Consider the following 19,568-nt stretch of genomic DNA (forward strand, 5'->3'; position numbering starts at 1 on the left):
GGCGCGGCTTCAGCTCGCCGCGCGGTCGATGGTCCCGCGCGAGAGCGAGCGCGTGATGTCGCCGGCCGGGACGAGGTGTTCCAGTGGGCCGATGGCCGAGATGGTCGGCACCGTGTCGAAGAACAGGCGTCCGGCAAGGTCCGTCAGGCGCTCGATGGTGATGCCGGCGAGGCGCTCCATCAGCTCCTCGTTCGGGATCGGGCGACCGTAGAGCATCATCTGGCGGGCGATCTGGCCGGCGCGGGCGGCCGGGCTTTCCTGACCCATCAGGAGCTGGGCGCGGATCTGCGCGCGGGCGCGCTCGATTTCCTGCTGGTCGATCGTCTCGGACGACTTCTTCAATTCGTCGAAGATGACGGGCATCAGCTCGGGCAGGTTCTCACCGCCTGTCGCGGCATGGATGCCAAAGATGCCGGTATCGGAAAAGCCCCAGTGGAAGGCGTAGATCGAGTAGCACAGGCCCCGGTGCTCGCGCACCTCCTGGAAGAGGCGGGAGGACATGCCGCCGCCGAGGATGTTGGCGAGGATCTGCGAACAGTAGAAGTCGCGGGCGTGGTAGGCCTTGCCCTCGAAGCCGAGCAACACCTGCGCGTCCATCAGGTCGCGCGTCTCGCGGATATCGCCGCCCGTATAGCGTGCCGGCTCGAAGACCGGGGAGATTTTCGGCGCGGTCGGCAGCGAGGAGAAGCGGTCCTCGACCTGGCGCACGAATTCGTCATGGTTCACCGCGCCGGCCGCGACGACGAACATGCGGTCCGTCGTGTAGTTGCGGTCGAGATAGCTGCGGATCTCGCCGGGCGAGAAGGACAGTACGGTGTCCGGCGTGCCGAGGATGGCGCGGCCGATGATCTGGTCGCGATAGGCGACCTCGGAGAACTTGTCGAAGACCACGTCGTCGGGCGTGTCGTTCGCCGCGCCGATCTCCTGCAGGATGACATGCTTCTCGCGGCGCAGCTCTTCCTCGTCGAAGACGGATTCCGTCAGGATGTCGGCAAGGATATCAACCGCGAGCGGGACATGGTCCTTGAGCACGCGGGCATAGTAGGAGGTGGTTTCCGTCGAGGTGGCGGCGTTGACCTCGCCGCCGACATTCTCGATTTCCTCGGCGATCTGGCGGGCGGAGCGGCGCTCCGTGCCCTTGAAGGCCATGTGTTCCAGAAGGTGGGCGATGCCGTGCTCGTCCGTGGTTTCGTTGCGTGACCCCGACTTGATCCACACGCCGAGAGCGACGCTCTCCAGATGCGGCATGTTCTCGGTCACCACGGTCAACCCGGACGCAAGCCGGGTGCACTCAACTTTCATCATACGCACTTTCTGCGATTCTATCCCCGAACCCGCGTATGCTTCCCGATGAAGGCTTCCACCGCATCGAGTTCCGCTTCGAGGACGTCGAACCGCTCCTCCCTTTGCATGAGGTCAGCAAGCCACGTCGGAAGCGCCGGGTCAATACCGCATGCCGATTTTACTGCGGCGGGGAATTTCGCCGGGTGGGCGGTGGCGAGCGTCACCATCGGCGCGTTCGGCTTCTCGTGCTTGGCGGCGACGAAGACGCCAATGGCCGAATGCGGGTCGAGCAGGTATCCGGTCGCAGCCAGCGTGTCCTTGATCGTCTGCGCTACCTGCTTTTCCGAGGCGCGGCCGGCGCGGAACTTCTTGCGGATCGTCTTCAGCGCGTGATCGCCGATCTCGAAGGCGCCGGACTGCTTGAGGCTCGCCATGGCGCGGCGCACGGCGCCGGCGTCACGGTCGTGGGCCTCGAACAGCAGCCGCTCGAAATTCGACGAGATCTGGATGTCCATGGAGGGCGAGGTGGTCGCCTTGACGTCCTTCATCTCGTAGCGGCCGGTCTTCAGCGTACGGGCGAGAATGTCGTTCTCGTTCGTCGCGATCACCAGCTTGTCGATGGGAAGGCCCATGCGCTTGGCGGCGTAGCCGGCGAAGATGTCGCCGAAATTGCCGGTCGGCACGGTGAAGGAGATCTTCCGGTCCGGCCCGCCGAGCGCGACGGCCGTCGTGAAGTAATAGACGATCTGGGCCATGATGCGCGCCCAGTTGATCGAGTTGACGCCCGAGAGCTTCACGCCGTCGCGGAACTTCGTATCGTTGAACATCGCTTTGACGAGGTTCTGGCAGTCGTCGAAATTGCCCTTGATGGCGAGCGCGTGGACGTTCTTGTCCTTCGAGGTGGTCATCTGGCGCTGCTGCACCGGCGAGACCTTGCCTTCGGGGAAGAGGATGAAGATATCGGTGCGCTCGCGGCCGGCAAAGGCGTCGATGGCGGCGCCGCCGGTATCGCCCGAGGTGGCGCCGACGATGGTGGCGCGCTCGCCGCGCACGGCCAGCGCATGGTCCATCAGGCGGGCGAGAAGCTGCATAGCCACGTCCTTGAAGGCGAGCGTCGTGCCGTGGAAGAGTTCCATGACGAAGGAATTCGAGCCGGTCTGGACGAGCGGGGCGACCGCCGGATGGCGGAACGTGGCATAGGCCTCGTCGATCATCGCCCGGAACTTGTCGGCCGGAATGTCGCCCTCGACGAAGGGAAGAAGCACCGTGAAGGCGATTTCCTGATAGGACTTGCCGCGCAGCGCCCGGATGTCCTTCTTCGAGAAGGACGGCCATTCGCGGGGCACGTAGAGGCCGCCGTCACGGGCAAGGCCCGCCAGAAGCGCATCGGAGAAACCGAGGGAAGGGGCCTCGCCCCGGGTCGAAACATAATCCACGTCGCACGTCCTTGGATTTGCAAATGCCGTTGCGTCCGGCCCGTCCCGACGAAGCGAGGCGGGCCTCTCCGAATTTCTGAGGGCGGTTTCATTCGACAATCGATTTTTCGCCGCGTCGCTGCTATAGACCATCGCCTAGGGTCGTGAAAAGGCCCGTAAAACGAGTTCCGAAAGGCTTGGACGCCGGGGGCGGGGCCTGATCGCAGGGGTAGAACGTATCGTGTTTGGAATGACCATCCGCCGTTTTCTCGGCATCTCCCTTCTCGCCGTCGTCGCCGGCTGCAACCAGACCGACAAGCCAGCAGATCTCGGCGTGACGAGCGATCCGTCGGGCGTCCAGGCCGCCGCGCAGCAGCAGACGCAGGTCGCGGTGATCCAGGGCTCGTGCCCGCAAGTCTTCCTGCGCGACGGCACCGCCGTCCTGCAGCGCTACGGCAAGGGCGCCAAGGACGATCCGCAGAACCTTGCCTATCAGGTGACGCTCGGCGACACGACGCGCCAGTGCGTGCTGAACGAGAACCAGCTCGTCATGACGATCATGGTGCAAGGCCGCATCGTCGTCGGCCCGGCCGGTGCCGGCGGTACGGTAACGCTGCCGATCCGCGTCGCGGTCATGGACGGCGAGACCTCGCATTATTCCCAGCTCGTGCAGTTCCCGGTCACGATTCCGGCCGATGGCAGCGCGGCCCAGTTCATCTTCACCCAGAGCAATGTCGCGATCCCCGGCGGCTCCGGCAGCTTCACCAAGGCCTATGTCGGCTTTGAAGAGGGGTCGGCGAAGAAGCGGAAGAAGTAACCGCTTCTGCACATCTCAAAAGAAAAGGCCGCGGAACATCGTTCCACGGCCTTTTCGTTGGGATGATTGGAAGGCTCAGATCGCTTCCTGCCATTCGGCGAGCGCGGCGACGACGTCCGGCAGTTCGCTCATGCGCGAGATGACGGTTTCCGCGCCGGCTTCCGTCAGGCGGTCGGCGTGGGAAGGGTAGGTGTGCGAGGCGCCGGTGAAGCCGACGACGCGCATGCCGGCGGCGCGGGCGCCTGCAATGCCGTGAACCGAATCCTCGATGACCAGCGTGCGCGCCGGATTGGCGCCGAACTGCTTTGCGCCGTGCAGGAAGATATCCGGCTTCGGCTTCACACGGTCGGCGCCGAGATCCTTGGCCGAATAGACATAGGGGCCGAAGACCTCCCGAAGCCCGACCTTCGAGAGCATCATGTCGAGGCGGTGCGAGGCCGAATTCGAACAGATGCAATAGGGCCTGGGGATGCGCGAGAGCATCGACTTGACGCCGTCGATGGCCTTCACCTCCTGCGCGAGGCGCAGGTCGAGCAGCTTTTCCGACTTGTCGAGCAGGGTGGCCGAGAGCGGGATGGAGGCTTCGCGCTCGACGGTGAGCAGGATGTTGTGCCAGGTCATGCCGGCAAAGCGCTCGCCCATTTCCTCGACGCTGATCGGGTAGCCCGCATCCGTCAGCAGCGCCGATTCCACTTCCGCCGCGATGATTTCCGAATCGACGAGAACCCCGTCGCAATCGAAGATGATGAGATCGAAACCGTTCATGAGCTGCTGTCTTTCATAGGGGGCAAGCCCGGGAGGGCTGCATCCGGGATTGCGGAAGAACGAAGGGGCGCGGGGCGCCCGTGAGGCCGCGGTTTCCCTACACGAAAGGGGGGCGTGGGACAATTGCCGATTCGGGGAGGGAGCCATGCGTGGCGGCCGGGAGCGGCTGCCCCTCATCCCGCTGCCGCGACCTTCTCCCCGCAAGCGGGGAGAAGGGCATTGCCGCACCGTTTTCCCTCTTTGGGCAGAACGTTGCCATGACTTCCTTCTCCCCGCTTGCGGGGAGAAGGTGCCGGCAGGCGGATGAGGGGCATTCGCCAGCCCTCACGGAAACAATGCCGTGAACTTCCGCTCGCCTTCTGCCGTGAAGCGGATGGCGCGGCTGTCCTTTTCGCGCTTCGCCCAGCCATCCGCGATGAAGCGGGCGAGCAGCGCCTCGCCGAGCGAGCCGGCGAGATGCGAGCGGCGTTCGCTCCAGTCGAGGCAGGTGCGGCAGACCGGGCGGCGTTGCGCCCTGAGGGTGGGGACGTCGATGCCGAGCGCCGCCACGCGCGCTTCGCCGGAAGCCGTCAACTCGGCATCGTCGCCGTCGAGCGTGACGTCGCCGTCGGCCACCATCCGGTCCAGCATGCGCACGCCGAAATCGCCGGCAAGGTGGTTGTAGCAGACCCGTGCCCGGCGCAGTGCCGGATCCTTCGGGCCGGGGCGGGTGCGCAGCAGGCCACGATTGGCCGCAAAACCCATGATGCTTTCGAGCAGCAGCCCCACCTCGTCGTCAGCAAGCGCGAAATAGCGGTGCCGCCCCTGCTTGCGCTGCACGACGAGCCCGCCGCCCTCCAGTTTGGAAAGATGCGAACTGGCCGTCTGCAAGGTGATGCCGGCCGCTCCGGCAAGCTCGGTCGCCGTCAGTGCCTGCCCGCCCATCAGCGCGGTCAGCATGTTGGCGCGCGCGGGATCGCCGATGAGTGCGCCGATCTGGGAAATGTCCGGTCCTTCTTTCATACTTCGATGATAGCCGAAGCATTGGCGTCGGGCAATGTGGGAAAAGGGATCATCGCAATCAAGGAGACGACGATGATTACCTGCTTCATTCGCTACGAGATCGACCCCTTCAAGAAGGATACCTTCGCCGAATACTCCCGCAACTGGGGCCAGGTGATCCCGCGCTGCGGGGCCGACCTCATCGGCTACTTCGCCCCGCACGAGGGCTCGGCGACCACGGCCTACGGCGTCTACAATATCGAGAGCCTTGCGGCCTACGAGGCCTATCGCGCCCGGCTTGCCGCCGATCCGCTCGGCCGGGAGAACTATGAATTCTCCCGCAGGGAGCGCTTCATCCTGAAGGAGGACCGCATCTTTCTCAGGAACGCCTCGCTGCCCCATGCGCCGAGGGTGACGCCATGATCGCGGTCATCTTCGAGGTCGTGCCCGCGCCCGGCCGCATGGAGCTCTATCTCGACACCGCGCGCGACCTCCGCCCGCTGCTCGACGGCATCGAGGGCTTCATTTCCATCGAGCGCTTCCGCAGCCTCACCGATCCGACACGGCTGCTTTCGCTCTCCTTCTGGCGCGATGAGGCGGCGGTGAAGGCGTGGCGCACCACCGAGGAGCATCGCACTGCCCAGTCGCTCGGCCGGGGCGGTGTCTTCGACGCCTATCGGCTGCGCATTGCCAGTGTCGTGCGCGACTACGGCCTCAACGACCGGAACGAGGCGCCGGAGGACAGCCGCGCCTTCCACGCGGCATGAGGACGACACGGTCCGCATATGGCGGGCCGCATCGTCTTTCGGATCACTGCACCGTCACCTCGGCCCGCTCGCCGGCCTTGACGGTCGCCTTCGCTTCCTTGGGCGCGACGTCGCCCTCGTATTTCACCGCGACGATGTAGTCCCCGGGCGGCACCGTGTCCTGCCATTCCGTGCCGTAATTGATCGACACGGACTTGCGGTTGCCCTGGATGTCCTTCGCGGCGCTGAGAATCTCGATGGAACTGGCCCCCGGCGCGGTGATCGCCAGAACCCCGGCATTGATGTTGACGACGACTTCCTTCATCTCGCCGGCCTTGACGGTGAAGGGGATTTCCCCCGTCGCCGAGCCGAGCTTGGCCGTCAGCACATGGTCGCCAGCCGGAATGTCGAGCTTCGTGCCGGTGCCGTAGCCGTAGGCGACGCTCTTGCGGCTGCCGTCGATCGCCTTTTCCGGCGCCACGATCTCGAAGAAGACATTGCCGGAATCGACCTCCGGCCCGCCTTCCGCATAGACCGCCTTGTTGAGGACGATGCCCGCGCCGATGACGAGGTCGCGCGCGATCTCCTCGCCGGCCTTCACCGCGACGGTTTCCTCCACCTTGGAGGGGCCGATGGTGCCTTGCAGCTTCACCTCGCCGGCGGGAGCGTAGAATTTCGCCGTGCCGTAATAGGTGCTGGAATAGCTGCCGAAGGAGACCTGGATCGCGCCGTTCGAATCGGGCTCGGCGTCGGTCGGCGTGCGCCGGGCGGTGACGGTCACATGCCCGGAATCGAAGTTCACGAAGGGCTTTGCCACTTCGCCGGCCTTCACCTCGAAGGGAACCTGCCGTTCGATCGCGCTCTGCAGCGTCACGACGGCGATGTATTTTCCGGGCGGGTAGCTGCCGGAATAGGCGCCCTTGTACTGGCTGTCGATATAGTCGCCGGCCGGCTTGCCGTCGGCACCGGCATTGTAGATCAGCCAGTGGACGTCATCATTGTCGCCGAGCGACGGCCCACCTTCCGAAAGCACGCTGTCGGCCGCGGTGTTGAATTCCACGGCCGGCTCCGGCGTGGTCTCGACCACTTCCGGCTCCGGCTTCGACATCGGCGCTTCCGCTACCGTTTCCGTCAGCGCGGCGACAAGCTGGCCGGCATCCGATGCCTGGAAATATTTGCCGCCGGTATTTTCCGCAAGGCAGGCGACCTGCTTGCCTTCCTCCTCCGTCAGGCCGAAGCCCACGACGTGGGTGGTGAAGTCGACGCCCTTGCTTTCGAGCGCCGAGGCGAGGGCGCAGGGATCGGCCTCGCAGGTCTCCAGCCCGTCCGTCACGAGAACCACCGTCGCCTTCTCCTCGGTATATTTGAGGATGTCGGCGGCCTGTTCGACGGACTGCGTGAGCGGCGTCTTGCCCTTCGGGTTGAGGCCGTTGACGAAGGCGGTGATGGCGTTTTCGGTGCCTGCGGCCGGCGGCACGGCCAGCTCGATATCGCTGCAAGAGCCTTTTTCACGATGACCGTAGACCATCAGCCCGAGCTCTGTGCCTGTCGGCACGGACTTCAGCACCGAGCTGAGCGTCTCGCGGGCGATCTCGATCTTGCTGCGCCCGCCGATCTGGCCCCACATGGAGCCAGAGGCATCGAGCACGATCATCGTCTTGTCGGCGGCGAGCGCCCCGCTGGCGGCAAACAGCCCCGCCAGAAGCATGAAAACGGCTCTCAATCGCACGGTCGTCCTCCTCGTTTGCCGGAAAAACCGGCCGGTCCCCTCGGCCAGGCGGCGGCATTGTCAGGGAAACGTGCGGGAAGGGGCGTCTATTCGCGGTCTCTTGAATTCGGCGCCGCGATCCCTTGCGAAACGGTTTTCGCTTTTTCTCCAAACCCTTCAGTCTTTGGTAACCATCTTCGGTAACCATAAGCACCATCAAGTTCCGTTCCGAGTTAGCGTATCAGCGAGTAAAAAATGCCATCTGTTCTTTCGCTTGCAGACGTCTCCCGTTCGCCCCGCAAGAGCGGCTGGCTCGACACGATCATCAAGGGCGACTGCGTTGCCGCGCTCGAAGCGCTGCCGGACCAGTCCGTCGACGTCATCTTCGCCGATCCGCCGTACAACCTCCAGCTCGGCGGCGCGCTGCACCGTCCCGACCAGTCGCTGGTCGACGCCTGCGACGACGAGTGGGACCAGTTCGCGTCCTTCGAGGCCTACGACGCCTTCACCCGCGCCTGGCTGCTCGCCTGCCGCCGCGTGCTGAAGCCCTCGGGCACGATCTGGGTCATCGGCTCCTACCACAACATCTTCCGCGTCGGCGCGACGCTGCAGGATCTCAATTTCTGGATCCTCAACGACATCGTCTGGCGCAAGACCAACCCGATGCCCAACTTCAAGGGCCGCCGGTTCCAGAACGCGCATGAGACGATGATCTGGGCGACCCGCGACCCGAAGGCCAAGGGCTACACCTTCAACTACGACGCCATGAAGGCCGCCAACGACGACGTGCAGATGCGCTCCGACTGGCTGTTCCCGATCTGCAACGGCGGCGAACGCCTGAAGGACGCGGACGGCAAGAAGGTGCATCCGACGCAGAAGCCGGAAGCGCTGCTCGCCCGCATCCTCATGGCCTCCTCCAAGCCCGGCGACGTGGTGCTCGATCCCTTCTTCGGCTCCGGCACGACCGGTGCCGTCGCCAAGCGCCTCGGCCGTCATTTCGTCGGCATCGAGCGCGAGCAGAGCTATATCGATGCGGCCCGCGCGCGCATTGACGCGGTCGAGCCGCTCGGCTCCGGCACCCTTTCCGTGATGAGCGGCAAGAAGGCCGAACCGCGCGTCGCCTTCAACACGCTCCTCGAAAGCGGCCTTCTCCAGCCCGGCACGGTGCTTACGGATGCCCGCCGCCGCCACAGCGCCATCGTGCGCGCCGACGGCACGCTCGCCTCGGGCAGCGACGCCGGCTCCATCCACCGCGTCGGCGCCAAGGTGCAGGGGCTCGACGCCTGCAACGGCTGGACCTTCTGGCACTATGCCGATGGTGCGGAGCTGAAGCCGATCGACGCGCTACGCGCCGTCGTGCGCTCCGGCATGGCCGGCCTCGAATAGACCAGCTGACGTTCTACGACCCTTTCTCCAGCTGCGGCCTCCGGTGTTCCCTGCACCGGGGGCTGTGGCTTTTGTGATCGGCGCTGCAGCCCTCATCCGGGCTGCCGACAAAAGCGTTGTACTTTCCTCCTGCGCGCACATTTACGGTGCCGCGTTCAAACGATGTTAACCATCGCCCGCTTACTGTGATCCGGCAAACACATCAGGCCAAGCAACGGAAATCGTTGCGAAAGCCGAGGCCGATCAACCGGCCGGATATCGCTTTTCCGGTTTTTGTACCTTCAGTCCCGGAAATGCGAAAACGCCCGGAGCCTTGCGGCTCCGGGCGTTTCGGTTTCGGGCCGCATGTGGCCGGATCAGAGCGCGATGCCGTGCGCGGCAAGGTCGCTCTTCAGCTTTTCAGCACCGGTGAACAGCACGGCGTTCCAGCCCGCCATGCGCGCGCCCTCGGCATTGGCCGGCACATCGTCGATGAAGAGCGTATGGGCGGGCGAAAGGCCGAAGTCGCGGCTGTGCTTCTCGTAGATCGCAAGATCCGGCTTGATGAGCCCGATCTCGCCCGAGACGGTGACGCCGCGCGGCTTGTCGAGGAAGGGATACATCTTTCGCGCCTCCTTGAAGGTGTCGGCGGCGAAATTGGTCAGCATGGTGACGTCGCGTCCCTGTGAGATCAGCGTCTCCAGGATCGCAACGCTCTCCACATAGGCGGGCGAGACCATCTCGTGCCAGTGCTTGCGGAAGGCGCGGATATGCTCGACGCGCTCGGGATGCTCCTCGATCAGCAGCGCCTCGGCATCCTCCCACCGGCGCCCGCGGTCCTGCTCCAGGTTCCAGTCGTGCGTGCAGACATTGGCGAAGAACCAGTTACGCTCCGCTTCGTCGGGGATCAGCCGCGCGAAGGGGATATGCGGATCGTAGTGGATCAGCACCCGGCCGATGTCGAAGACGATGTGGCGAATTTCGATGCTGCTCATGCTTTCCTCTTTTTTTGAAATGCGTCCGGTATGGCTTGCGTGATGGCCTTCTTCATGACGGTCGGCAGTGCCTCGCCGTCGAGCGTTTCCTTCGGCTGCCACCATCCCGCGCCCGCCTGCGCATCCCGCAGAACCACGCAGCGGTAGACGCTGAGGCGCAACTCGAAATGCGTGAAGACATGGGCGACGGCGCCGCAGGCCTGCCAGTCCGCCGAAAAGGGCGCGGCGGAGATATCGGTCTTTCCGTCGATCCGCGCCGTCCAGGCGCTGCCCGGCACTTCCGTCATCCCGCCGAGGAGGCCGCTTTCCGCCCGCTTGCGCAGGAAGACGGCGCCGGTCTCGTCCTCGGCGACGAAGGCCGCGCCGAGCCGGACGGGCTTTTCCTTCTTCGCCGCCTTGCGCGGATAGAGCTCGGGGTCATCGCGCCCCAGCACCCGGCAGTCCGCGTTGAACGGACAGAGCGCGCAGGCCGGGCGGCGCGGCGTGCAGATCGTCGCGCCGAGGTCCATCATCGCCTGGGCGAAGTCGCCCGGCCGGTCCTCCGGCGTCATTTCGGCCACCAGCGCGCGCATTTCCGGCTTTGCCGCCGGAAGCGGCGTCTCGATGGCGTGAAGGCGCGAGACGACGCGCTCGACATTGCCGTCGAGCACCGCGCTCCTCCGGTTGAAGGCGATGGCGGCGATGGCCGCCGCCGTATAGTCGCCGATGCCGGGCAGGGCCTTCAATCCCTCTTCCGTGTCGGGAAAGACCCCGCCATGCTCGAAGGCGACGGCTTCGGCGCATTTCTTGAGGTTGCGGGCGCGGGCGTAATAGCCGAGGCCGGCCCAGGACTTCATCACGTCCTCGTTGTCGGCCTTCGCGAGGTCCGTCACCGTCGGCCAGCGCGTGGTGAAGAGCGCGAAATAGGATTTGACCGCCTGCACCGTGGTCTGCTGCAGCATGACCTCGGAAAGCCAGATGCGGTAGGGATCGGGCGCAATCCCCCGCGCCGCCATCGGCGGGCTGACGCGCCACGGCAGATCGCGGTGGTGCCGGTCGTACCAGGCGAGAAGCAGGTCGGCGGGCGCCGCGGTCCGGTGGGATTGGGTCATGGTCTGCCTGAAACGGGATCGGGGCGCTTCTATAGCCTGACAGGGCGGCGCGCGCAAAACCGCTGCACATTTCTGCTGGAATTGCTCTATAACTGGCCGAGTGGTCCGCGATGTTCAAGGCATCCTGCGGGCGAGAACAGGAATATTTTCCCGTAAGGGGTAGGCCGTGAACGCGAAAATGCCCGCACGCCAGTCGAGACGCGGTGTCGTCCAGATCAGCGAGGTCGCCAACGACCTCATCGATCCCGTGCTGGCCAAGCGCGCCGGCATCAACACGATGCTGCTCGGCTCGTGGGAAGAGATCGCCGGCGCCGAGTTCGCCGAATGCACGCGGCCGGAGCGTATCGCCTGGCCGCGCCGCGCCTCGGAAATGACGGGCGAGGGCGGCGGCCACCAGCCGGGCGTGCTGACCATCGCCTGCGAGGGCGCGCGCGCGCTCTTCCTCAGCCACCAGCAGGGCGAGATCATCCAGCGCATCAACGGCTTCTTCGGCTTTCCCGCCGTCAGCCAGGTGAGGATCGTGCAGAAGCCGGTGGCACTGCATCCGCGCCATCGGCCCCGGCCGCGTCCACTGACCGGCGCTGCGGCCCGCCATCTCGACGAACTCGTCGAGGGCATCGAGGGCGAGGCGCTGAAGGCGGCGCTGAAGCGCCTCGGCACCGCCGTGCTCGGCCGGCGCCGCTGATCATCGAACGGTCACAATTCTTTGAAGTTACTGGCCTTCACGCCGCTTGTTCGCGCCCGAAAGCAGGTATAACGGGAGAGCGAAAGAATTTTACATCCCTTCCGACAGGAGAGACCATGTCCCTTTCCGAAATGAGCCTGATGAAGCGTCTTCTGACCGGCGCCGCCGTTGCGGCGCTTGCCGTGACGCTGGCCGCCTGCTCCGACGAGAAGAAGGAGACCGCCAAGGCTCCCGAGACCAGCCAGACGACGGGCGAGACCGCAAGCTCGACGCCGGCGACCGCCTCGGGCACGTCGAACGAGACCACGGCGGCAACGACCGAAACGGCGGCAGCGCCCGCCGCGGCTGTGGACGTCCCGTCTTCCGAGGGCAGCGTGGACATGGCCGAGGTGCTGAAGCCCGGCGCCCTGCCGGACATGGCGCTTGGCGAGGCGAATGCGCCCGTCACCATCGTCGAATACATGTCGACGACCTGCCCGCATTGCGCGGACTTCCACAACAAGACCTTCGACGCGATCAAGACGAAATATGTCGACAGCGGCAAGGTCCGTTTCATCGTGCGCGAATTCCCGTTCGACCCGCGTGCCGCGGCCGCCTTCATGCTGGCGCGCTGCAACCCGCAGGACACGACGAAGCTCACCGAGGCTGCGCAGTATTTCCCGATGCTTTCCATGCTGATGAAGCAGCAGGAAACCTGGGCCGCCGCGCAGGATGGCCGCGAAGCGCTGCTGCAGATGTCCAAGCTCGCCGGTTTTACACAGGAGAGCTTCCAGGCCTGCTTGACGAACCAGAAACTTCTGGATGATGTGAACGCGGTACGGGAACGTGCCGCCAAGGAATTCGGGGTCGCCGCGACGCCGACGTTCCTGATCAACGGCAAGCGCTACGCGGGGGACATGTCGGTTGACACCATGTCGGCCCTCATCGACAGCATGCTCTGATCCTTCGACCGGATTTTCGGCGGGCGACGGCGGAAGCCGTGCGCCCGCTTTTTATTTTGCGGCGGTGCTACCCCTCATCCTCCTGCCGGGACCTTCTCCCCGCAGGCGGGGAGAAGGGGCAGAACGGCGCGCCCATCGTTCCTCGCCCCGTTTACGGGGAGAGGATGCCGGCAGGCAGGTGAGGGGCATCCTTCGCCGTGCGAAGGAAGGGTTTCCCGCCCTTGCCGGTGCCGCATGAAATTCACCAAGCTCCGCCTCCTCGGCTTCAAGTCCTTCGTCGAGCCCACCGAATTCGTCATCGAGCGGGGCCTGACCGGCGTCGTCGGGCCGAACGGCTGCGGCAAGTCGAACCTCGTCGAGGCGCTGCGCTGGGTGATGGGGGAAAACTCCTACAAGAACATGCGCGCGTCCGGCATGGACGACGTCATCTTCTCCGGCTCCGGCAACCGCCCGGCGAGGAACACCGCCGAAGTCGGCCTCTATCTCGACAATTCCGACCGCACCGCGCCCGCCGCCTTCAACAACGAGGACGAGATCCAGGTCACGCGCCGCATCGAGCGCGAGAACGGCTCGGTCTACCGCATCAACGGCAAGGAGGCGCGCGCCAAGGATGTGCAGCTCCTCTTCGCCGACGCCTCCACCGGCGCCCGCTCGCCCTCCATGGTGGGGCAGGGCCGTATCGGCGAGCTTATCCAGGCCAAGCCCCAGGCCCGCCGCCAGCTTCTCGAAGAGGCGGCCGGCATTTCGGGCCTCCATTCCCGCCGGCACGAGGCGGAGCTGCGCCTGCGCGCCGCCGAGACCAATCTGGAACGGCTCGATGACGTCACCTCGCAGCTCGAAAGCCAGATCGAGAGCCTGAAGCGCCAGTCGCGGCAGGCGAGCCGCTTCAAGGCGCTTTCGGCCGATATCCGCCGCCACGAGGCGATGCTGCTGCATATCCGCTGGGCGCAGGCCAAGGAGGCCGAGGGCGAGGCGGAAAGCCAGCTCAACCAGGCGACCTCGCTCGTCGCCGAGCGCGCCAATGCGCAGATGCAGGCGGCCAAGGACCAGGCCGTCGCCAGCCTGAAGCTGCCGGAACTGCGCGAGAACGAGGCCAAGCTCGCCGCCGTTCTCCAGCGCCTGCAGATCGCCCGCGCGCAGCTCGAAGAGGATTCCGCCCGGCTGCTCCGCCGCCGCGACGAACTCACCCGCCGCCTCGCCCAGCTCGCCGAGGATATTTCCCGCGAAGAGCGCATGGTGGCCGATAATGCCGCCGTGCTGGAACGGCTGACGGCGGAGGAGGAGGAGATCGGCGAAATCCTCGCCGAGGCCGACGAACGCGCCGAAGCGGCCCGCGAGACGATGGGCGAGGCCGCCGCGAAACTCGCCGAAAGCGAAGCTGCCCTTGCCGCCGTCACCGCCGAGCGGGCGGAGGCTCAGGCCGTGCGCAACCAGCTCGAAAAGGCGATCCGCGACCTTTCCGAACGCCATCTCCGGCTCGGCCAGCAGCTCGACGCGCAGGCGCGCGAACTGGAAGAGATGGACGCCCGCATCGCGGGCCTTCCCGATCCGGAAGAGCGCCGCGTCGCCGTGCAGTCCGCCGAAGAGGCGCTGGAGGCAGCCGGCGACATGCTCGTCGCCGTCGAAGAGGCCCTGGAAGAAGCCCGCTTCAACGAATCCGCCCTGCGCGGTCCGGTCGATACCGCCCGCGCCCGGCTTGCCGGCATCGAGACGGAAGCCCGCACCATCCGCCGCATGCTGGAGGCCGGTGCCGCCGGTGGCTCCTTCGCGCCGGTCGTGGAGGAGGTCGATGTCGACCGCGGTTATGAGACCGCGCTCGGTGCCGCCCTCGGCGACGATCTCGATTCGCCCGCGGATGTGGATGCGCCCGTTCACTGGCGGCTGTCGGGAGACCCCGTCGGCGATCCGGCCCTGCCAGATGGCGTCCCGGCGCTGATCGCCCATGTCCGTGCGCCAAAAGTCCTGCACCGCCGGCTTACCCAGATCGGCCTTGCCGCCAGTGTGGAGCTCGCGCTGTCCCTGCTGCCGAAGCTGAAGCCGGGCCAGCGGCTCGTTACGCGCGACGGCGCGGTCTTCCGCTGGGATGGCCATGTCACCGGTGCCGATGCGCCGAGCGCCGCGGCCCTTCGCCTCGAACAGAAGAACCGCCTCGCCGAACTCGAAGCCGAACTGGAAGACGCCCGCGCCGCGCTCACTGAGGCGGAAGCCGACCTTGCCCGTGCCACCGAGACGATCCGCGCCGAGACGCAGCGCCAGCAGGCGGCGCGCGAGGCGCAGCGGGGTGCCGCCCGCACGCTGGCCGAGGCCCGCGAGGCGCTGGAAGCGGCCGAGCGCGCCTCCGGCGACCTCATCCGCCGCCGCGCCGTGCTTTCGGAAACGCGCGCCCAGATCGAGGCGCAGGTGGAGGAGGCCGCCGAAAGCCTGGAGGATGCCCGCGCCGCGCTGGAAGACGCACCGGACCTCGCCGATCTCGACCTGCGCCTGCGCACCCATACGATGGATGTCGCGACCGATCGGGCGACGCTGGCCGAAGCCCGGGCCGCCCATGACGGCCTTGCCCGCGAGATGGCCGACCGCCGCCGCCGCCTCATGTCCATCTCGGCCGAGCGCGAGACGTGGCGGAGCCGCGCCGCCAATGCGCAAAGCCATATCGCAACCCTGCGCGAGCGCGAAGGCGAGGCGCGCGAGGAGATGGAAGAGCTCATCGAGGCCCCCGACGAGATCGAGGAGAAGCGCCGCGAGCTCCTGACCGGCCTCACCAATGCCGAGGCCGCCCGCCGTGAAGCCGCCGACGCCCTCCAGGAGGCCGAGAACCACCAGCGCGAGGCCGACCGCATGGCCGCGACGGCCCTTTCGCAGCTTGCAGAAGCCCGCGAGGCGCGCGGCCGCTCGGAAGAACGTCTCGTCTCCGCCCGCGAGCGCCGCGTCGAGGGCGAGGCGCGTATCCGCGAGGCGCTGTCCTGCGCGCCGCACGAGGCGCTGCGCCTCACCGGCCATCCCGCCGATGCCCCGCTGCCCGATCCGCGCGAGCGCGAGCGGGAGCTGGACCGGCTGAAGATGGAGCGCGAGCGTCTTGGCGCGGTGAACCTGCGCGCCGAGGAAGAGCAGAAGGATCTCACCGAAAAGCTCGACGCGCTCGTTGCCGAGCGCGAGGATATCATCGAGGCGGTGCGCAAGCTGCGCTCGGCGATCCAGAGCCTCAACCGCGAGGGCCGCGAGCGCCTGCTCGCCGCCTTCGATGTCGTCAACGTCCAGTTCCAGCGCCTCTTCACCCACCTCTTCGGCGGCGGCACGGCGGAGCTGCAACTGATCGAGAGCGACGACCCTCTCGACGCCGGCCTCGAAATCCTCGCCCGCCCGCCGGGCAAGAAGCCACAGACCATGACGCTGCTTTCCGGCGGCGAGCAGGCGCTGACGGCCATGGCCCTGATCTTCGCCGTCTTCCTCACCAATCCCGCGCCGATCTGCGTGCTGGACGAGGTGGACGCCCCGCTCGACGACCACAATGTCGAGCGCTACTGCAACCTGATGGACGAGATGGCGGCCTCCACCGAGACCCGCTTCGTCATCATCACCCACAACCCCATCACCATGGCCCGCATGAACCGCCTCTTCGGCGTCACCATGGCCGAGCAGGGCGTGTCGCAGCTGGTCTCGGTGGACCTGCAGACGGCCGAGCAGCTTCGCGAAGCCTCCTGATCGCCGGGAACAAAAGCCTTTCCAATGCGTTGACCGCCGCCCGCACGTTGCGGCGGGACTATGCAATTGGGGATCACACGTGAGCAGAAACGCACTTTACATGATCATCGGCGCCCTCGTCGTCGTGGTGGCCGGGTTTTCCTATTATGCCTGGCAGCAGGAAAAGAAGCCGGACGGCGTGGAGATCCGGCTGGACGACAAGGGGCTTTCCATCGAGGGGAACTGAGCCGCCGATTGCCGCCGTGCCCGACGGGCACGGCCATAGCCTCCTCTCGTGATGTTGCATTGCCGTTGCAAAATTGATGCAATGCAGCAAATTTCCCATCCTACCGCGTTTTCAAAGGGATGCAGTTCCTGTAGATTACGGGAACGCATTTGGGAGGCGTCGATGGAGAAGTGGGTCTATACCTTCGGGGGAGGCCGTGCCGAAGGCAGCGCGGGCGACCGCAATCTGCTGGGCGGCAAGGGCGCGAACCTTGCTGAAATGTGCAATCTCGGCCTGCCGGTGCCGCCGGGGCTCACCATCGTCACCGCCGCCTGCAATCATTATTACGAGAACGGCCGCTCGCTGCCCGCCAGCCTGAAGGATCAGGTCCGCGAGGGGCTTCGCCATATGGAGGCGATCACCGGCCGCGCCTTCGGCGACACGGCGAAGCCGCTGCTGCTTTCCGTGCGCTCCGGCGCCCGCGCCTCCATGCCCGGCATGATGGACACGGTGCTGAACCTCGGCCTCAACGACCATACGGTCGAGGCGCTCGGCCACGATGCGGGCGACGCGCGCTTTGCCTGGGACAGCTACCGCCGCTTCATCCAGATGTATGGCGATGTCGTCATGGGCCTCGACCACGAGGTCTTCGAAGAAATCCTCGAAGACGAGAAGGGCCGGCTCGGTCATGAGCAGGATACGGAGCTCTCCGCCGTCGAGTGGCAGCATGTCATCGCCCGCTACAAGGAGATCATCGCGGAGGAACTCGGCGAGGAATTCCCACAGGACCCGGAAGTCCAGCTCTGGGGCGCCATCGGCGCCGTCTTCGCAAGCTGGATGAACGCCCGCGCCGTCACCTACCGCACGCTGCACAACATCCCCGCCGTCTGGGGCACCGCCGTCAACGTCCAGGCCATGGTCTTCGGCAATCTTGGCAATTCCTCGGCCACCGGCGTCGCCTTCACGCGCAATCCCTCGACGGGCGAGAACAAGCTCTACGGCGAATTCCTCGTCAATGCGCAGGGCGAGGATGTCGTCGCCGGCATCCGCACGCCGCAGAACATCACGGAAGAGGCGCGCCTTGCCTCCGGCTCCGACCGGCCGTCGCTGGAAAAGCTGATGCCGGAGGCCTTCGCCGAATTCCGCGGCATCTGCGAGCGGCTGGAGCGGCATTACCGCGACATGCAGGATCTCGAATTCACCATCGAGCGGGGAAAACTCTGGATGCTCCAGACCCGTTCGGGCAAGCGCACGGCCAAGGCCGCGCTGAAGATCGCCGTCGACATGGCGACGGAAGGGCTGATCAGCGAGGGCGAGGCCGTCTCGCGCATCGACCCCGCCTCGCTCGACCAGCTCCTGCATCCGACCATCGATCCGCGCGCGCGGCGCGACGTCATCGGCTCCGGCCTGCCGGCCTCGCCCGGCGCGGCGACGGGCGAGATCGTCTTCACCTCGGAAGAGGCCGTGAAGGCGGATGACGAGGGCCGCAAGGTCATTCTCGTGCGCATCGAGACCAGCCCGGAAGACATTCACGGCATGCACGCCGCCGAAGGCATTCTCACCACGCGCGGCGGCATGACCAGCCACGCGGCGGTGGTGGCCCGCGGCATGGGCACGCCCTGCGTTTCCGGCGCCGGCACGCTGCGCGTCGACCTGCGCAACGAAATGCTGGTTGCCCAGGGTGTGACGCTTCGGAAGGGCGACATCATCACCATCGACGGCTCCTCCGGCCAGATCCTGAAGGGCGAGATCCCGATGCTGCAGCCGGAGCTTTCCGGCGATTTCGGCCGCATCATGGAATGGGCGGACCGCACGCGCCGCATGAAGGTGCGCACCAATGCCGAGACGCCGGCGGATGCCCGCGCGGCCCGCTCCTTCGGCGCGGAAGGCATCGGCCTTTGCCGCACCGAGCACATGTTCTTCGAGGGAAGTCGCATCAATGTGATGCGCGAGATGATCCTTGCCGAGGACGAGGCCGGCCGCAGGGCCGCGCTCGCCAAGCTGCTGCCCATGCAGCGCTCGGACTTCGCCGAGCTCTTCGAGATCATGCACGGCCTGCCGGTGACGATCCGCCTGCTCGATCCGCCGCTGCACGAATTCCTGCCGAAGAGCGACGAGGAGATCGCCGAGGTCGCCGCCGCCCTCGCCATCGATGAGGCCGTGCTGCGCCGCCGCGTCGATACGCTGCACGAGTTCAACCCCATGCTCGGCCATCGTGGCTGCCGTCTCGCCATCTCCTATCCCGAGATCGCCGAGATGCAGGCCCGCGCCATCTTCGAGGCCGCGGCGGAAGCGGCGAAGAAGACGGGTGCCGCGGTCGAGCCGGAGATCATGGTGCCGCTCGTCGGCCTCAAGGCGGAACTGGACTATGTGAAGGCCCGCATCGAGGCGGTGGCGAAGGCGGTGATCACTGAGAGCGGCGTGCCGATCACCTATCTCACCGGCACGATGATCGAGCTGCCGCGCGCCGCCCTTCGCGCTCATGTCATCGCCGAATCGGCCGAGTTCTTCTCCTTCGGCACCAACGACCTGACGCAGACGACCTTCGGCATCTCGCGCGACGACGCCTCGGCGTTCCTGTCGACCTATATCCAGAAGGGCATCGTCGAGCAGGACCCGTTCGTCCAGCTCGATTTCGACGGCGTGGGGGAGCTTATCCGCATCGCCGCCGAGCGCGGCCGGCGCACGCGCAACGACCTCAAGCTCGGCATCTGCGGCGAGCATGGCGGCGACCCGGCCTCGATCCATTTCTGCGAGGATGCGGGGCTGGATTACGTCTCCTGCTCGCCCTTCCGCGTGCCGATCGCGCGGCTGGCGGCGGCGCAGGCAGCGTTCAAGGGCAGCAAGGCCTGACCGGCGGGAAGCGCGGCG

The 19,568-nt window shown here is 66.3% G+C and carries 16 protein-coding genes; 9 read left to right on the forward strand and 7 right to left on the reverse strand.

All coding sequences use genetic code 11. The features are described from left to right. Nucleotides 1-9: 9 nt before the first annotated feature. Both ACZ48C_RS24735 and thrC read right to left on the reverse strand, forming a co-directional pair. Nucleotides 10-1,305 (reverse strand): M16 family metallopeptidase, encoded by a 1,296-nt coding sequence (locus tag ACZ48C_RS24735; RefSeq protein ID WP_119254532.1) that lies wholly within the window; start codon nt 1,303-1,305, stop codon nt 10-12. Nucleotides 1,306-1,322: 17 nt separating this feature from the next. After that, nucleotides 1,323-2,720: a threonine synthase gene (thrC, locus tag ACZ48C_RS24740; RefSeq protein ID WP_464783304.1), complete on the reverse strand. Its 1,398-nt coding sequence runs from the start codon at nt 2,718-2,720 to the stop codon at nt 1,323-1,325. A 229-nt stretch (nt 2,721-2,949) separates the two neighbouring features. Between thrC and ACZ48C_RS24745 the strand changes: the two genes are divergently transcribed. Next, the gene (locus ACZ48C_RS24745) at nt 2,950-3,516 is read left to right on the forward strand and encodes a hypothetical protein (RefSeq protein WP_318913636.1); all 567 of its coding nucleotides are present in this window, start codon (nt 2,950-2,952) and stop codon (nt 3,514-3,516) included. 75 nt (nt 3,517-3,591) lie between these two features. On the opposite strand, the gene ACZ48C_RS24750 is transcribed toward ACZ48C_RS24745, so the two are convergent. Together ACZ48C_RS24750 and ACZ48C_RS24755 are read right to left on the reverse strand one after the other, a co-directional pair. Beyond that, on the reverse strand, nt 3,592-4,281 hold the full coding sequence (locus ACZ48C_RS24750; RefSeq protein WP_318913638.1) for an HAD family hydrolase: 690 nt from the start codon (nt 4,279-4,281) through the stop codon (nt 3,592-3,594). A 324-nt stretch (nt 4,282-4,605) separates the two neighbouring features. Further along, nucleotides 4,606-5,283, reverse strand: coding sequence for an ArsR/SmtB family transcription factor (locus ACZ48C_RS24755; protein ID WP_464783305.1), 678 nt, complete (start codon nt 5,281-5,283; stop codon nt 4,606-4,608). 72 nt (nt 5,284-5,355) lie between these two features. Here ACZ48C_RS24755 and ACZ48C_RS24760 point away from each other — a divergent pair, with 72 nt between their 5' ends. Together ACZ48C_RS24760 and ACZ48C_RS24765 are read left to right on the forward strand one after the other, a co-directional pair. Beyond that, nucleotides 5,356-5,685, forward strand: a complete 330-nt coding sequence (locus ACZ48C_RS24760; RefSeq protein WP_464783306.1) for an NIPSNAP family protein — start codon at nt 5,356-5,358, stop codon at nt 5,683-5,685. Beyond that, a complete protein-coding gene (locus ACZ48C_RS24765; RefSeq protein WP_464783307.1) occupies nt 5,682-6,029 on the forward strand; it encodes an antibiotic biosynthesis monooxygenase family protein in 348 nt (115 codons plus the stop codon). Before ACZ48C_RS24760 ends, ACZ48C_RS24765 begins: the two co-directional genes overlap by 4 nt. 43 nt (nt 6,030-6,072) lie before the next feature. Here the strand turns inward: ACZ48C_RS24765 and ACZ48C_RS24770 are convergent, their stop codons facing one another. After that, nucleotides 6,073-7,737, reverse strand: coding sequence for a vWA domain-containing protein (locus tag ACZ48C_RS24770; RefSeq protein WP_464783308.1), 1,665 nt, complete (start codon nt 7,735-7,737; stop codon nt 6,073-6,075). A 234-nt stretch (nt 7,738-7,971) separates the two neighbouring features. Between ACZ48C_RS24770 and ACZ48C_RS24775 the strand changes: the two genes are divergently transcribed. Further along, nucleotides 7,972-9,102, forward strand: coding sequence for a DNA methyltransferase (locus ACZ48C_RS24775; protein WP_464783309.1), 1,131 nt, complete (start codon nt 7,972-7,974; stop codon nt 9,100-9,102). 356 nt (nt 9,103-9,458) lie between these two features. Here ACZ48C_RS24775 and ACZ48C_RS24780 read toward each other — a convergent pair whose 3' ends face one another. Continuing rightward, a complete protein-coding gene (locus tag ACZ48C_RS24780) occupies nt 9,459-10,076 on the reverse strand; it encodes an HAD family hydrolase (RefSeq protein WP_464783310.1) in 618 nt (205 codons plus the stop codon). Beyond that, entirely contained in the window at nt 10,073-11,167 is a 1,095-nt protein-coding gene (mutY, locus tag ACZ48C_RS24785) for an A/G-specific adenine glycosylase (RefSeq protein ID WP_464783311.1), read from the reverse strand. The genes ACZ48C_RS24780 and mutY overlap by 4 nt, the downstream gene beginning before the upstream one ends. Nucleotides 11,168-11,345: 178 nt before the next feature. Between mutY and ACZ48C_RS24790 the strand changes: the two genes are divergently transcribed. The 5 genes from ACZ48C_RS24790 (at nt 11,346) to ppdK (ending at nt 19,550) form a co-directional block, all read left to right on the forward strand. Next, nucleotides 11,346-11,852 (forward strand): DUF721 domain-containing protein, encoded by a 507-nt coding sequence (locus tag ACZ48C_RS24790; RefSeq protein WP_464783944.1) that lies wholly within the window; start codon nt 11,346-11,348, stop codon nt 11,850-11,852. Between the two features lie 116 nt (nt 11,853-11,968). Next, nucleotides 11,969-12,793 (forward strand): DsbA family protein, encoded by an 825-nt coding sequence (locus ACZ48C_RS24795; protein ID WP_119254543.1) that lies wholly within the window; start codon nt 11,969-11,971, stop codon nt 12,791-12,793. A gap of 234 nt (nt 12,794-13,027) precedes the next feature. Next, nucleotides 13,028-16,492 (forward strand): AAA family ATPase, encoded by a 3,465-nt coding sequence (locus ACZ48C_RS24800; protein WP_464783312.1) that lies wholly within the window; start codon nt 13,028-13,030, stop codon nt 16,490-16,492. A gap of 79 nt (nt 16,493-16,571) precedes the next feature. Next, the gene (locus ACZ48C_RS24805; RefSeq protein WP_318913655.1) at nt 16,572-16,718 is read left to right on the forward strand and encodes a hypothetical protein; all 147 of its coding nucleotides are present in this window, start codon (nt 16,572-16,574) and stop codon (nt 16,716-16,718) included. A 162-nt stretch (nt 16,719-16,880) separates the two neighbouring features. After that, the gene (gene ppdK / locus ACZ48C_RS24810) at nt 16,881-19,550 is read left to right on the forward strand and encodes a pyruvate, phosphate dikinase (protein WP_464783313.1); all 2,670 of its coding nucleotides are present in this window, start codon (nt 16,881-16,883) and stop codon (nt 19,548-19,550) included. The last annotated feature ends 18 nt before the right edge of the window (nt 19,551-19,568 follow it).

It is taken from the genome of Shinella sp. 1A1, assembly GCF_055379515.1.